This is a genomic window from Dehalococcoidales bacterium, assembly GCA_030698765.1.
Lineage (GTDB): Bacteria > Chloroflexota > Dehalococcoidia > Dehalococcoidales > UBA2162 > JAUYMF01.
This window is the reverse complement of record JAUYMF010000111.1, coordinates 1-13,588: the sequence shown is the minus strand read 5'-3', so window position 1 is coordinate 13,588 and position 13,588 is coordinate 1. Positions and strand designations below refer to the sequence as shown.

At 55.0% G+C, this 13,588-nt stretch carries 12 protein-coding genes; 8 read left to right on the top strand and 4 right to left on the bottom strand.

Translation table 11 applies throughout. The features are described from left to right. The first annotated feature begins 145 nt into the window (after positions 1–145). Positions 146–454: a zinc-ribbon domain containing protein gene (locus Q8Q07_05575; protein MDP3879760.1), complete on the top strand. Its 309-nt coding sequence runs from the start codon at positions 146–148 to the stop codon at positions 452–454. A 142-nt stretch (positions 455–596) separates the two neighbouring features. Here Q8Q07_05575 and Q8Q07_05570 read toward each other — a convergent pair whose 3' ends face one another. From Q8Q07_05570 to Q8Q07_05555, 4 genes are read right to left on the bottom strand one after another with little or no spacing between them, the layout of a single operon-like run. Next, a complete protein-coding gene (locus Q8Q07_05570; protein ID MDP3879759.1) occupies positions 597–1,346 on the bottom strand; it encodes an ABC transporter permease in 750 nt (249 codons plus the stop codon). A 3-nt stretch (positions 1,347–1,349) separates the two neighbouring features. After that, on the bottom strand, positions 1,350–2,447 hold the full coding sequence (locus tag Q8Q07_05565; protein ID MDP3879758.1) for an ABC transporter ATP-binding protein: 1,098 nt from the start codon (positions 2,445–2,447) through the stop codon (positions 1,350–1,352). Next, complete coding sequence (locus Q8Q07_05560; protein MDP3879757.1) at positions 2,444–3,625, bottom strand: ABC transporter permease; 1,182 nt, start codon at positions 3,623–3,625, stop codon at positions 2,444–2,446. Before Q8Q07_05560 ends, Q8Q07_05565 begins: the two co-directional genes overlap by 4 nt. 26 nt (positions 3,626–3,651) lie before the next feature. Beyond that, positions 3,652–4,632, bottom strand: a complete 981-nt coding sequence (locus Q8Q07_05555; GenBank protein ID MDP3879756.1) for an ABC transporter substrate-binding protein — start codon at positions 4,630–4,632, stop codon at positions 3,652–3,654. Positions 4,633–4,861: 229 nt separating this feature from the next. On the opposite strand from Q8Q07_05555, the gene Q8Q07_05550 reads away from it, so the two are divergent. The 7 genes from Q8Q07_05550 (at position 4,862) to Q8Q07_05520 (ending at position 13,266) form a co-directional block, all read left to right on the top strand. Next, positions 4,862–5,827 (top strand): zinc metalloprotease HtpX, encoded by a 966-nt coding sequence (locus Q8Q07_05550; protein ID MDP3879755.1) that lies wholly within the window; start codon positions 4,862–4,864, stop codon positions 5,825–5,827. Between the two features lie 232 nt (positions 5,828–6,059). After that, entirely contained in the window at positions 6,060–7,007 is a 948-nt protein-coding gene (locus tag Q8Q07_05545) for a hypothetical protein (GenBank protein MDP3879754.1), read from the top strand. A gap of 24 nt (positions 7,008–7,031) precedes the next feature. Continuing rightward, positions 7,032–8,072 carry a tRNA preQ1(34) S-adenosylmethionine ribosyltransferase-isomerase QueA gene (queA, locus tag Q8Q07_05540; GenBank protein ID MDP3879753.1) on the top strand — a complete coding sequence of 347 codons (1,041 nt, stop codon included), beginning with the start codon at positions 7,032–7,034 and terminating at the stop codon, positions 8,070–8,072. A gap of 539 nt (positions 8,073–8,611) precedes the next feature. After that, on the top strand, positions 8,612–9,715 hold the full coding sequence (locus Q8Q07_05535) for a hypothetical protein (GenBank protein MDP3879752.1): 1,104 nt from the start codon (positions 8,612–8,614) through the stop codon (positions 9,713–9,715). 12 nt (positions 9,716–9,727) lie between these two features. Next, positions 9,728–10,279 carry a GNAT family N-acetyltransferase gene (locus Q8Q07_05530; protein MDP3879751.1) on the top strand — a complete coding sequence of 184 codons (552 nt, stop codon included), beginning with the start codon at positions 9,728–9,730 and terminating at the stop codon, positions 10,277–10,279. A 249-nt stretch (positions 10,280–10,528) separates the two neighbouring features. After that, a complete protein-coding gene (locus Q8Q07_05525) occupies positions 10,529–10,816 on the top strand; it encodes a GYD domain-containing protein (protein ID MDP3879750.1) in 288 nt (95 codons plus the stop codon). A 176-nt stretch (positions 10,817–10,992) separates the two neighbouring features. After that, positions 10,993–13,266, top strand: coding sequence for a putative PEP-binding protein (locus Q8Q07_05520; protein MDP3879749.1), 2,274 nt, complete (start codon positions 10,993–10,995; stop codon positions 13,264–13,266). The last annotated feature ends 322 nt before the right edge of the window (positions 13,267–13,588 follow it).

Here is a 13,588-nt window from a genome sequence, read left to right as displayed (position 1 = left end):
GGGCTTTTACAAGTAAGCTTTTTTGGTGTATAATGCAAGTTGGTTCAGTTTAGGTTGTCCACCGGCTTGGTTGAACTCTACCGGATTGATTCAAGTGCTGGAACACCTAGCTCTACCGAACAATTATTCAGAGGGAGGTTATCCAGTGAGTTTCGAAGACAAGGTTCTCCAGTGCGCTGATTGTGGGCAAGATTTTACCTTTACGGCAGGTGAGCAGGACTTCTTCGCTTCCAAAGGCTATACCAACGAGCCTAAACGCTGTCCATCATGTCGCCAGTCCAGAAGGTCAGACCGTTATGGGAGCAGCGGTGGTGGTGGCTACGGAGCACGGCGGCAGATGTTCCCGGCAGTGTGCGCCGAGTGCGGTAAAGAGACTGAAGTACCGTTCGAGCCTCGTGAAGGTAGACCTGTGTACTGTAGCGAATGTTACGCTAAGTCCAGACTGAGCAGATAAAGCGAAATAGTAACGGCCCGCCAACCAAGCCTCTTCTATTCTCTTCAATAGGAGCATCTTTAGTAAAGATACGCTCAGGGGGTTGTTCGGTTTCATTTTCACGGGCTGTTTTCATCCCGGCTGTTCCCCCGGCTACTGAGAGCTAGGTCTTAGTAGGCGAATAGGTAAGAATTCCCTCGATACTAGCTAGGAACTGGTCAGCGATGACGGCCAGAAGAGCGGCGGGCACCGCCCCTTCGATAATATAGGCGATGTTATCCTGTACCAGCCCGGCGATGATTGGGGAGCCCAGTCCTCCGGCGCCTATGACGGCGCCAATCATCGCCGTTCCGATATTGATGATGACTGACGTGCGTATTCCGGCCAGGATAACCCGCGCCGCCAGCGGAATTTCAATCCGGAAGAGCGCCCGACTCCGGCTCATTCCCATCCCGTAAGCGGCCTCAAGCAGGTCAGCGGAAACGGCATTCAGCCCGGCGATGGTATTGCGCACCACGGGCAGCATACCGTAAAGAAACAGGGCGGCTATTGTGGGCAGAAATCCGAAGCCGAGCATGGGGACGGTGAGTGCCAGAACCGCTACCGGAGGGAATGTTTGTCCGAACGAGGTGAGGTCGTTAACTATCGGTAAGAAGTCCCGTCCACCGGGGCGGGTCACCCATATTCCCAGCGGTACTCCGATGGCAACAATGATACCGCTGGAAACAATGACTAATCTGAGATGTTCCCAGACAAGCACCATTAAAGTGGCTCGGGGGTGTAAGACCCGTGTCTCGTCAGGAAAGAAGAACCGGAGAGTTGTTTCCCATACTTCCGCGCTGGCAATGAGCCAGATAAAAGCCGCGATCAGAATGATTAATGCCAGCCCGCGTTTTGTTACCGGATTAGCCATTACCTAGTTTTCTACCTCGGCGGTTGCCGCCTCAATATCACCCAGGGTTACCTCACCGATGAAGCGGCCTTTTTCATCAACTACGGGGATGCTTTTGAATCCCTGCCCCAGCATGCGTGAGAGCGCTTCATGCAGGGTGGCGCTATTCGTGACGGCGATTTCCTCGATATTTCCAATGACCATCGCTTCCCTGACGGAAGCCGTTGTCGAGAGGTTGTCCTTGTCTAACCAGCCCATTAGCTGCCCGTTCTCAGCCACCACCCAGATATAACGTCGCTTACCCATGGCCGCCGCCGCTTTCTGGCTGGAAGCGTCTACCATGATCGAAGGCGCCGGTCTGACGTAGCTCAAGATGCTGATGCTGGACAGGCGTTTCAGCGCCCGGTCAGTGCCGATGAAATCGTGAACGAACCTGTCGGCTGGCCTGGAGAGTATTGCCTGCGGGGTATCGTATTGTACCAGTTCCCCTGATTTCATGATGGCGATACGGCTGGCCAGCCGTATCGCCTCATCGAGGTCATGGGTTACCAGGATAATGGTCTTCTGCAACCGTTGCTGGATACGGACGAATTGCGTCTGGAGCCTTTGCCGGGTAAGGGGGTCGACGGCGCCAAACGGCTCATCCATGAGCAGAATCGACGGGTCAGCAGCTAAAGCGCGGGCTACTCCGATGCGCTGGGCTTCTCCCCCGGAAAGCTGTCCGGGGTATTTCCGGGCGTATCCGGCAGGGTCAAGGCCGACCAGTGCCAGCAATTCTTCGGTACGGCGTGAGATGCGGTCTTTAGCCCAGTGCAGTAGCTCGGGAACTACGGCGATATTGGCGGCTACCGTCAGGTGAGGGAACAGCCCCACGCTCTGAATGGCGTACCCTATCGACTGGCGCAGTTTCTCCGGACTGATCTGGCTGGTGTCCTGACCGTCGATGAAGATGCGTCCGCTGGTAGGTTCGATGAGGCGGTTAATCATCCGCAGGGTGGTGGTCTTCCCGCAACCGGAAGGGCCGATGAGCACGCATACTTCCCCTTCTTCGATCTCGAAGGAGAGTTCGTTTACGGCTGGTGTCTCCCCATAACGCTTGGTCACCTTCTCCAGGCGTATCATCCGCTTCCTCCGGACAGTCCTTCAGGTTTAGCCAGCCTGACCATGCCCCGCATCACAGCGTCTACCAGCAGTGCCAGAACAATTATGGGGATGGCGCCCAGGATAATCAGATCGGGTGCGGCCTGCCCCAGCCCCTGGAAGATAAACCAGCCCAGTCCGCCCGCCCCGATGAGGGCCGCCACTGCCGTATTGCCTACCGCCTGGACAGATGCCGTCCTGATCCCCTCTAATACCAGAGGTGCCGAAAGAGGGACCTCCAGTCTGCGGAATATCTGGAAACGGCTCATCCCCATACCCTGTCCGGCGTCAATCACCGCCGGGTCAATCTGCTTCAGGCTGGCAAAAGTATTCCTGACAATGGGCAGCAGGGAGTAGATGATGAGAGCGATGACGGCTGGCGTGGTGCCCACACCGCGGATGCCCAGTTCTCTCAGGACAGGAAAAGAAAAGGACAGCGCCGAAAGCGGGGCAATAAGCAGACCAAAAAGCGCCAAGCTGGGTATTGTCTGCGTGATATTGGTGATAAAGAATACCGGTCGCTCAATGTGCTTGCTTCTCGCCGCCCAGACGCCGAGCGGAATACCCAGTACGGCGCCTGCGGACACACTGCCGCTAAAAATGAAGATATGCTGCCATGTCTCCTGGATAAAGCGCTCTTCACGTCCGAAGAATTCCTGTAGTATGGACAGGTTATCAAGCCAGCCGCCAATGAGCAGAAGTCCGGGGACTACCAGCCCGCTCCACGATACCAGGTTCTGCCGGACAGGCCAACCCTCCAGTCTCTGGCGAGCGGCGAATATCGTCACGTAAGCCCCGCCGAGAGCGACCCATACGCCCGTCCCCAGTGACACGCGGGCGAATGTAGCTTCTCCCTCCATGAGTTTGTCAGCGGACAGTCCCGCCAGCAGCAGCGTGGCAGCAACTATGAGGTTGGCCGTAATGCCCAGGGCGGCTGCGTACCGCTTTTCTCTGCCTCTTAAGCTGAGTGCCAGACAGGCGAGCCATAATATCAGGAGCAGGCTGGTTCCGGTCCAGCCGCTACCTTCCCACAGGCTCAGGCCTGTACCGGCAGCGAGACGGTTAGGTTTGAATGTCAGCCAGCCGAAAAAGAACGAGGTGAGACCGATAGCAGCCCCGGTAACGGCCACGCTGTCACGGGTGACCAATCGGCGATTCATTTATTTACCCCGGTGTTATCGGGATTCTACTTTAAGAATCCCCTGGCTTTAAGATAATCGCTGGCTACCGTAGCCGGGTTCTGGCCCTCAATGGCGATTTTGGCGTTAAGCGTCTGAAGCGTCTCCAGATTTAGAGACTGGAAGACCGGGCTAAGGATTGTTTCTATCTGAGGATATTTGTTAAAAACCTCCCCGCGGATGATTGGCGCCGGTTCATAGACTGGCTGTACTCCCCGGGGATCTTCCAGTACAACGAGTCCGAAGGCGCTCAGTGAGCCATCCGTCCCGTAGGCCATGGCCGCGTTCACTCCATCAGTGCCTTCCGAGGCCGCCTTTTCGGTCTGCGCCGTATCGCCGCTTGATACGGTGAGTAGTTGGCTCTGCCCCAGTGTGAAACCGTAGGCTTCCTGGAATGCCGGCAGCGCCGCGGCGCTGTTAACGAATTCCTCGGAGCCAATCAATTTTACATAACCGCCCTGATTCACGTAAGCGGCAAAATCATCCAGGGTACGGATGCCTTCCTGTTGCGCCAGGGTATCGGGTATGGCAATCGCCCAGGTGTTGTTCGCTGGCGCCGGCGTCAGCCAGATGATGTCATTGGCTTCTTTATCAAGCTCCTTAACCCTTAAGTAGCCCGCCCCGGCATCTTTCCAGATGGGTGAATCCGCCTCATCAAAAAAGAAGGCTCCATTTCCGGTGTATTCCGGGTAGATGTCCAGTTCGCCGCTGGTAATGGCTTTGCGTACTATCGGTGTTGTTCCGAACTGAGATTTATCAACGACCTCAAAGCCGTTATCCCGGAGCATCAGGATGATAATCTGTGATAGCAACGAGCCCTCGGTATCAATCTTGGAGCCGACGGTGATAGGTCCCTTGCCGGTCTCAACCGGTGTCGACGGTGCTGCTGGAGTTGTTGGCGCTGTCGGCGTCACTGGTGCCGCGCAGCTTGATGTCAGTAAGGCTATTGTAAGCAGGCAAACCCCGAGAAATACTGGAAATCTTCGCATAACTTTTCCCCCTGTGGTTATTACTCTGGCAAGACCCGGAACTGGTGAAAGACTAACCTGAGGAATGTCAAAGATATTGACTATGAACAATAAACTCAAGTTTAGCTTTTTGCTTTGCTTCCTGTCAAGAATCAGTACCGGTTCGGTTAATTGTTGCCTGCTCACAAAGCTCTGTTGTATGATAATAGTAGTAAGTCGTTGAAAGAGGTCAACGGCGCGGAGGAATTGTATGTGGTTGCAAACCAGGATGTTTTTACTGGTGGCTGCCCTTTTCGCCATCCTTTACGGTGTCATTGTCGCCGTCGGCACCTGGATGGGGGCGGGCAGCGCCGTGTCCTACATCTTACTGGCCGTTATCTTCATGGGGGTTCAGTATCTAATCGGGCCCTCGATAGTTGGCTGGTCGATGAGGATAAAGTGGGTCTCGGAAAAGGAGGCACCCGAACTGCACCGGATGGTGGCTGATCTGGCGCAAAAAGCGGGTCTGCCTAAACCGAGGGTTGGTATTTCTCAGCTAAATATACCGAATGCTTTTGCCTTCGGCCGGACGCAGCGGGACGGGCGGGTCTGTGTTACCCGGGGCATCATGAACATACTGAGTCAGGATGAGCTTAAGGCTGTCCTCGGGCATGAGATATCCCACATCAAGCACCGTGACATGGCCATCATAACCCTGATTTCAGTGATACCGATGATACTGTACTGGCTCGCCTTCAGCCTGATGTGGGGTGGGGCTCTGGGCGGGCGCCGTGAGGGGGGCGGTTACGCGGCGCTAATCGGTTTCGGGGCTTTCCTGCTTTACTTTATTACCAATCTGCTGGTGCTTTATGGGTCCCGGATACGGGAGTATTACGCCGACCTGGGCAGCGTCCGGCTGGGGAGCGAGCCGCACCACATGGCGACGGCCCTGTACAAGCTGGTCTATAGCGATGCGCGTTTCCGGAACACGAAGGAATTGAAGCAGGCGGAAACGGTCAGAGCCTTTTTTGTTAGTGACCCGGCACGTGCCTGGTATGAAGTCAAAGAGCTTTCCCAGATTGACCGGGACATGAGTGGCACCATTGACTTCAATGAGCTGGCTGACCTCCGCCAGAAGCAGGTGCGCCTTGGTACCGCCGATAAAATGATGGAGCTTTTTACGACTCATCCTAATATGCTCAAGAGGATTAAACACCTGTCTACTCTCGGCGGGTAGTTAAATTTGTGGTATTATCCGGTTTTGGTTGGCGCGTCATTGCGAGACCATCCTAAGGGCGAAGCAATCCGTGTGGTGGGGGAAAGGTATCCCTAGCCTCCCGGATTGCCACGTCGCGGAGTTTACACTGAGTGAAGCGAACGTGCTCCTCGCAATGACAAATTAAAACCAACCAGATGCAAACAGAACCAAATTTGTCCTCGATTTACAACCGGAAAGGAGCTTCGATGCTATGGCTACGCTAAATTCCGTGCTGGGGCCTCTGGATACCTCCCGCCTCGGCTTTACCCTGATGCATGAACACACGGTGGTCGCTTCTGCCGGTATCCCTCAGGACTATGCTGAACTGTTCGCCACCAACTATATAGACCGTATTGCTGACGGGCTGAAACGGGCAAAAGAGGGGGGAGTTGATACCATCGTTGATGCCACCACCCTTGACCTGGGGCGGGATATCAGGCTGATGGCAGAGGTTTCCCGTCGAAGCGGAGTCAACGTCATTGCCGTTACCGGCTGGTGGCTGGAGATACCCCGTATGCTCTCCGGCGTCTCGGCGGACCGCTTTGCCCGCGCCTTCATCCGTGAAATTCGGGAAGGCATCGCCGGTACAGATATCACGGCCGGGCTTATCAAGTCGGCCAGCGATATGTCCGGCGTAACGCCGGACGGTGAGGCCGTTCTGCGCGGCGCGGCACGTGCTCATCTTGAGACCGGTGTCCCCATCATGTTCCATTCCTATGCTCCCGGGCAGGTGGGCAGGCAGCAACTGGCCATTCTTAAGGAAGAGGGTGTTGACCTGAGAAGGGTAAAGGTAGACCATTCCAATGATACCACTGATGTTGAATACCTTACCTGGCTTCTGGAGCAGGGGTGCTATCTTGGCCTGGATCGTTACCCCGGAAGCAACGTCAGCCCGGAAGCGCGTACCAGGACGATGAAGGCTCTAATTGATGCCGGATACGAGGAACGTCTCCTCCCTTCCCACGACTGGTCATACGCCTGGGTCATCGCCGAAGCTTCACCGATGCCGCCGCAAGCCGAGCGGGAGAGGCGTAATCCCTATGGCTATCTATACCTGAAAGAAGTGGTCTTTCCCCAGCTGCGGGAGATGGGCGTTGCCGAGGCGACCCTGAACAGGCTCTGTGTTGATAATCCTCGCCGTTTCTTTGAGGGTTCCTAGTGTCCTGTCAGGTATTCGGTGGCCATGAGAACTGTTGATTTTGACTATTATCTTCCGCCCGAACTGATTGCCCAGACCCCGCTTGAACCCAGGGACCGATCGAGGCTGATGCTCCTCGACCGCCGTGACGGTTCAGTGGAGCACCGCACCTTTCCGGAAATAACCGGCTTCTTAAGGGCTGGAGATGTCATGGTATTCAATGACAGCCGGGTGATTCCCGCCCGCCTGGAGGGTAGAGAGGTTGATAGTGGCGTCAAACTGGAAGTTTTACTGTTGCGGCAGCTTGAGCCTGGGCTCTGGGAGACGCTGGCCAAACCCGCTAAGCGGGTTAAGCCCGGCGCCAGGATCGAGATAATTGGTGTGAATGGTAACCGGCCGGGTGTCAGGATTACCGCTGAGGCAATCAGTGCGGGGGAAGGGGGTACCAGGCTAATCAGGTTTTCGGACGAAGCACGGCTGCCGGAACTGGGTAAAATCCCGTTGCCGCCGTACATTCATCTCCCCCTGAAAGACCCGGAGCGTTACCAGACCGTTTATGCCAGGATGGATGGCAGTGCGGCGGCGCCTACGGCCGGACTGCATTTTACCCCGGAACTGCTCGGCGATATCCAGAGTAAAGGCGTGCGATGTCTCTTTGTCACGCTGCACATCGGGCTGGATACCTTCCGTCCGGTCAGGGAGGACAATCCTCTTGAGCATCCTATTCACCGGGAGTATGGAGTAGTCAGCCGGGAAGTAGCGGAGGAGCTGTCCCGCGCCAAAGCGGAAGGACGGCGGATTATCTGTGTTGGCACGACTGCGGTAAGGCTGCTCGAGGCGGCTGCGCAGACCGGTATCTCTGGTGGAGTACCGCCTTTTTCCGGCTGGGTGGACCTCTTTATTGTGCCGGGACACCGTTTCCGCATGGCTGACGTCCTGATTACCAATTTTCACCTGCCCCGCTCAACATTGCTGATGCTGGTCAGCGCCTTTGCCGGTAGTGATTTGATCAATCAGGCTTACCGGGAAGCTATTGCCCGGCAGTACCGTTTCTACAGCTTTGGCGATGCGATGCTGGTCATCTGACACTACACTTTCCAGTTCCGACAGGATATCCGCATCTCGTTTTGCTTTGTAAATAGCATTAGTTTACCTATTTCATGCTATTCCGGCTCCGTATCAGGTACGGGATAAACTCCATTCGGAATCCAGCCGTGCCCACCCCAACTGGATACCGACTCCCGTCGGTATGGTTATCGGGCATACTAACGAAGTGTTAGAAACACTAGTTGGGAGGCCCGCCACTTCTTCAGATACACGGGTTAATATTTGGGGATGGCCGAGGCTGGTGAGAATAGGGACAGTCCGCCCGGTACAGGATAGCGGGAAATACGTAGAATCACGTATTTACAGCGGGAAAGCAAATTTGTAATATTATTTTTATAATTAAGAAACCTTCGTTAGCTACGTTGTAAAAATTCGGTTCAATCTCAAGAGCGGTGCAGCGTTTCCGGTGCGTGAGCGTGTTTTAAGCGGTGACCAGTCCATCCGGTCACCGCTTAACTCTCTCAACGCTTGCGATTGCGGTCGGGTTGTCTATACTTTCGGGGAAGAAGGAGGAGAGAATGATAGCTCAGTTATTAAGACTAATGGATGATTCAGACCTGGATGGGGTATCGGCATTAGTGAAGAATGAGATAACCAATGGAGGTCAGGCATGGGAGGTCCATTTGGGCCTGTTCCCGCTGGTGCAGAGAGCCTTGAACCCGCCCTTCATTAACCCTCATTTGCCCAAGGTTTACCGGATTTGCCGGGAGTTCCTGCCTTACCTGTCAGAAGATGATATTCCGGCTCTGGTCCGGCTGGAAATAATGGAGTATACCAGGCGACCCAAGTCCGAAGAACTACCGAAAAGCGCTGTCCGGAATTCGTCCGTTTCCTTTCCGGAAATAGAGGCCGCAATCCGTGGCGGTGACCGTGAAAGGGTCACGCCTTTTCTTTCCGCTTTCCTGGAACAGCAGGGAGAAGCCGAGTTATCCCGCAATCTATTGCTTCTGGGTAGCGGATACATGGGGCACTCACTGGGTCACTCCGTATCCTGCACCGCCTTCATCCTCCTGGAGATGATGGAGCGCTCTGACCTTGACCCCTGGCCGGCGCTGGCGGCGCTGGCTGATTACTTCTGCAAGGGTCAGTTTCATACCACGCCTCCCCTGAACACGGCGGCAGGACTTCCCACAGAGGAAAGTCTTGATCACTACCTGTTGATAGCTACCAGTGGCAGCGGGATCGTCAACCTGCACCACACGATTGCCCGCTATGCCATTGAGCGGGTACGGCATCTTCTGAGCCAGGCGGAATACGCTCATATGATTGCCCGCTGGATTGAATTTATCGGTACCAAGAGCGTCGAGACGCGTCTTTCGATTTCTCCGGAAGAAACGGTGACTGATTATGATGCTTTCTATCAGCTGTTCTCAAAACAGACTGAGATGCCGGTACTTTCCTGTCTGGCGGGAATGCTTTCTTCGGCGAAAGGTCGACAGCGGATAGGGCGTTATCTGGTCAAAGGGGTGTGCGACCTCTATCAAGGAGATTATGACCCTCACTTCCTGACCGGCCTCGGGTCTGCTCTCTGGGTTGTCAGCCAGTACTGGAAGCAGGAGCCAATAGCCATGAATGCCCTGCGCCAGTACCTGAACTACTTCTTCACACAGCGGATTTATTGAAGTGTGGTTGGGATGAAGCATGACTTCGACATGAGCCATGATTCAACCCGGAGCAATGACCACCTTCACATACGGGACGCTTGTCCCGATGAGCTGGATGAGGTATCACAGTTGCTCAAAGACGCCTACCGGCAGTACCAGAGTTCAATCCCGTCACGGGTCTGGGAGACTTACCTGGAAGATATAGTGGATGTGCGGGGTCGACTGGAAAATGCCGAATTGCTTGTTGCCGAACTGGATGGACGACTGGTGGGCACCGTCACATTGTACCTCAGAGCCTCAGACTCGTCAGGGGAAGGGTGGCCCGGAGGTTGGGCAGGAATTCGCCTGTTGGCCGCTCACCCGGCCTACCGGAACCGGGGCATCGGTCACGCACTCATGGAAGAGTGTGTTCGCCGCTGCCGCCGGCAGGGTATTACTACAATTGGCTTACATACTACGGAACTTATGGACATTGCCCGCCGGATGTACGAACGGATAGGATTTGTGCGTGCGCCGGAATTCGACTTCTACCCCAGGCCCGGGGTGACCGTGATGGCTTATCGTCTCGACCTCAAATACTGAGCGTCTTTGGCGGCCATAATACAGTGTGCTCCATATTGACGGGGGGTCAAAAATCAGGCAGTGGTAAGATTGTCCGCTACTCACCCCGGAGTGTCACAGATTTGTAATATTTCCGGAGACAATTTTATAACTTGTTGATGACTCATTTTGTATAATCTGAAACATGTATGAAGGGAAAATGGGGAGCTGTTTTCGTTACTCAGCGGGAAACTGAGAGCAGGACAGGTGCTCAAAAAAGGAGGTAGTGCCATGGCTACTTATGTAATCCTCAGCCGCGTTTCTCCCCAGGCTCTTGAAGACCCCAAGGAATTCAAGCAGCTGGCGGAAAGGGTCTCGGCCAAGATCAAGAATGAATGTCCCGGTGTCGTCTGGAAGGAAAGCTATGGCACATTGGGGCGTTTTGACGTGGTGGATATAGTTGAAGCCGATAGCCCGGAGATGGTGGCCAGAGCGGTCATGATCCTCCGCACCTCCGGGCACGAGTCAACAGAGACGCTGCTGGCCACACCTTGGAAAGAGTTCCTGGCAAGCCTGTAGACCGGGTAGATAGCGCTGGTCAAAGGCAAAAGCCTGGATAGCGGTGCCTGTGCAAAGCGTTGAACTGACAACAGGTGGCAGCGCATCCGGACAGGAATTCTCGATGGTGTTATGCCCTTGATGTTAGCCTGCCCGGCATCTGCGCCGGGAGTTTTGTATGTGGAAGAGGGAGTGAGATGAGTTATGTATATTCCCTGCGTGAGGGCTTCACGGACAAATCTGAGCTGGGGAACAAGGGAGCGAACCTGGTTACGATGGTGCGGTTGGGGCTACCGGTCCCACTCGGTTTTGTGGTGTCAATCGAGGCATACAAGAGATGGGGGGAGACCGGTCTCCTGCCGGATGAGGCAATAGAAGGCGCTCTGGCGGCTCTTGAAGAAGAAGCCGGTAAGAAACTGGGGCAGGGACTGGAGGTATCCGTGCGCTCTTCCGCCCCGGTATCAATGCCGGGAATGATGGATACCGTTCTCAATATCAGCAACAAAGACCACATGGAAAGCGCCATAAAGCGTATCTTCGAGTCCTGGGATAGCCTCCGTGCCGTGGAATACCGCCGCATCAACAAAATATCGCCAACCCTGGGCACGGCGTCGGTAGTCCAGGCTATGGTCTATGGCAACAGGGATGAACGATCAGGAACCGGGGTTGTCTTCAGCCGGAATCCCAGCACCGGCGAAAACGGTCTTTTCGGCGAGTATATAATCGGGGCGCAAGGGGAGGAGCTGGTGTCAGGGGCGCGCACCCCCCAGCCGATAGCGACTCTAAGGTCGGAGATGCCTGAATGTTATTTCGAATTGGAGAGCATTGCCCGAAAGCTGGAGGCGCATTTCTGCGAGATGCAGGATATGGAGTTTACCGTGGAGTCAGGCAAGCTGTATATCCTGCAGACGAGAACCGGCAAGAGAAGCGGTCAGGCGGCGGTAAAGATTGTGGTGGATATGGTGAGGGAAAACATCATAACGCATGAAGAAGCCGTCATGCGGATAAGCGTTGAGGATATTCAAGGGATGCTTCATAAGCAGCTCAGGATGCCGGTGCTGCATCAGCCGGTTGCCAGGGGGCTTAATGCCGCGCCGGGGGCTGCCCGGGGTAAGGTCGCACTGGATGCGGCCGCCGCCCTGGATGAGTTTAGGAAGGGACTTCCCGTAATCCTGGTGCGTCCTGAAACCAGCCCCGATGATATTCAAGGAATCGCGGTGGCCAATGGCGTATTGACGCAGAAGGGTGGTCTTATTTCACACGCAGCTATTGTCACCCGTGGCATGGGTAAGCCGTGCATATGCGGGGCCGAGGGAATCAACATTGACCTTAAGGATAGGTCATTTGCCGTGAACGGTCTGGTAGTCAGGGAAGGTGATGAGGTGACTATAGACGGTACTACCGGCAGTCTTTACCTCGGGTTTCTGCCGCTGGAGGAGGCAAGCCTCAGTCCGGAGCTCCAGGAGCTTATGAACTGGATTGACGGTTATAAACGACTCGGCGTGCGAGCCAACGCTGACACTCCGGAAATGATAGCCCAGGCGATACTCTTCGGAGCTGAGGGCATCGGGCTGTGCCGGACGGAACGGATGTTCAATGCCCCGGAGGGACTATCGGCGATAAGGGAGTTCATACTGGCCGAGAATCCGCCCGGTCAGGCGGAGGCAATTGAACATCTGCGCGCGCTGCAGGTCAGGGACTTCATCAACCTTTTCAAGGAACTACAGGGAAAGTCAATTATCATTCGTCTCCTCGACCTGCCTCTTCACGAGTTTCTACCTCGCGAAGAAGAGGTTAAAGATGCCCGCGTGCTGCAAAGGATTATCGAACTCAGAGAAACCAACCCGATGTTAGGACACAGGGGCGTCAGGCTGGCGGTCACCAACCCCGAGATATATCGCATGCAGATTGAAGCCATAGAACGGGCGCGAGCTGAGGTACCGGTTGATGTCTCGATACTGGTGCCGCAGGTAGTCGCCGCTCAGGAAGCGCTCGCGGTCAAGAGCTTGCTCAAAGAATCCGACATGAAGATAGGGGTGATGATGGAGACAGTCAGGGCCTGTATGAGGGCCGGTAATCTTGCCACCGAGGTGGATTTCTTCTCCTTCGGCACCAATGACCTGACCCAGGCAGTCTTCTCCTTCAGTCGTGAAGACGTAGAGAAGAAATTCCTCTCTACCTATCTGCAACTGGGCATCCTGCCGGATAATCCCTTCGAGGTACTTGATTTTAAGGGTGTCGGCCAACTGATGGAGACGGCCATATTCTGGGCAAGACGGGCAAGAAAAGACATCGAAATCGGGGTGTGCGGTGAGCAGGCTGGTGAGCCAGTGTCAATCCGCTATCTTAATGATATCGGCGTCAACTATGTAAGCTGCAGCCCTTTCCGCATACCGGTAGCCAAGCTGGTAGCAGCCCAGGCGGCTATTGGGCAGAAAGGGGGCGCTCCTGAAGTGCCCTGTGGCTCTTAGAATAGGGCATGAAGCGGCGCGGTATATAGAACTCTCTTCCCGCCGGTGTAAACACGTAATCATTCATGTTTCCCGGCCCTGGCGTAGCTCTAAGGGCTTGTTGCCGGGAAATGAACGGGCTGTCAGCAGCGTTAATATCTCTGATGTATAGGGTATTATTCGGTTTTGGTTGGCGGTGTCATTGCGAAACCATTCCGACGAAGTCGGAAGGCGAAGCAATCTCAGAGATTGACACGAGCTTCGCCCTCGCAATTACAGGGAGACCTTTTGGACAGACTCTTCAGTGTCCGGATATGCTCATGTTCTGGATGCCGACTTTCGT

Excerpts from the sequence above, each read along its gene's own strand:
- Q8Q07_05525 (MDP3879750.1), top strand. The coding sequence starts at position 10,529 with ATGGCTACTTATGTAATCCTCAGCCGCGTTTCTCCCCAGGCTCTTGAA.
- Q8Q07_05545 (MDP3879754.1), top strand. The coding sequence starts at position 6,060 with ATGGCTACGCTAAATTCCGTGCTGGGGCCTCTGGATACCTCCCGCCTC.
- Q8Q07_05520 (MDP3879749.1), top strand. The coding sequence starts at position 10,993 with ATGAGTTATGTATATTCCCTGCGTGAGGGCTTCACGGACAAATCTGAG.
- Q8Q07_05560 (MDP3879757.1), bottom strand. The coding sequence starts at position 3,625 with ATGAATCGCCGATTGGTCACCCGTGACAGCGTGGCCGTTACCGGGGCT.
- queA (MDP3879753.1), top strand. The coding sequence starts at position 7,032 with ATGAGAACTGTTGATTTTGACTATTATCTTCCGCCCGAACTGATTGCC.
- Q8Q07_05535 (MDP3879752.1), top strand. The coding sequence starts at position 8,612 with ATGATAGCTCAGTTATTAAGACTAATGGATGATTCAGACCTGGATGGG.
- Q8Q07_05570 (MDP3879759.1), bottom strand. The coding sequence starts at position 1,346 with ATGGCTAATCCGGTAACAAAACGCGGGCTGGCATTAATCATTCTGATC.
- Q8Q07_05530 (MDP3879751.1), top strand. The coding sequence starts at position 9,728 with ATGAAGCATGACTTCGACATGAGCCATGATTCAACCCGGAGCAATGAC.
- Q8Q07_05550 (MDP3879755.1), top strand. The coding sequence starts at position 4,862 with ATGTGGTTGCAAACCAGGATGTTTTTACTGGTGGCTGCCCTTTTCGCC.
- Q8Q07_05555 (MDP3879756.1), bottom strand. The coding sequence starts at position 4,632 with ATGCGAAGATTTCCAGTATTTCTCGGGGTTTGCCTGCTTACAATAGCC.
- Q8Q07_05565 (MDP3879758.1), bottom strand. The coding sequence starts at position 2,447 with ATGATACGCCTGGAGAAGGTGACCAAGCGTTATGGGGAGACACCAGCC.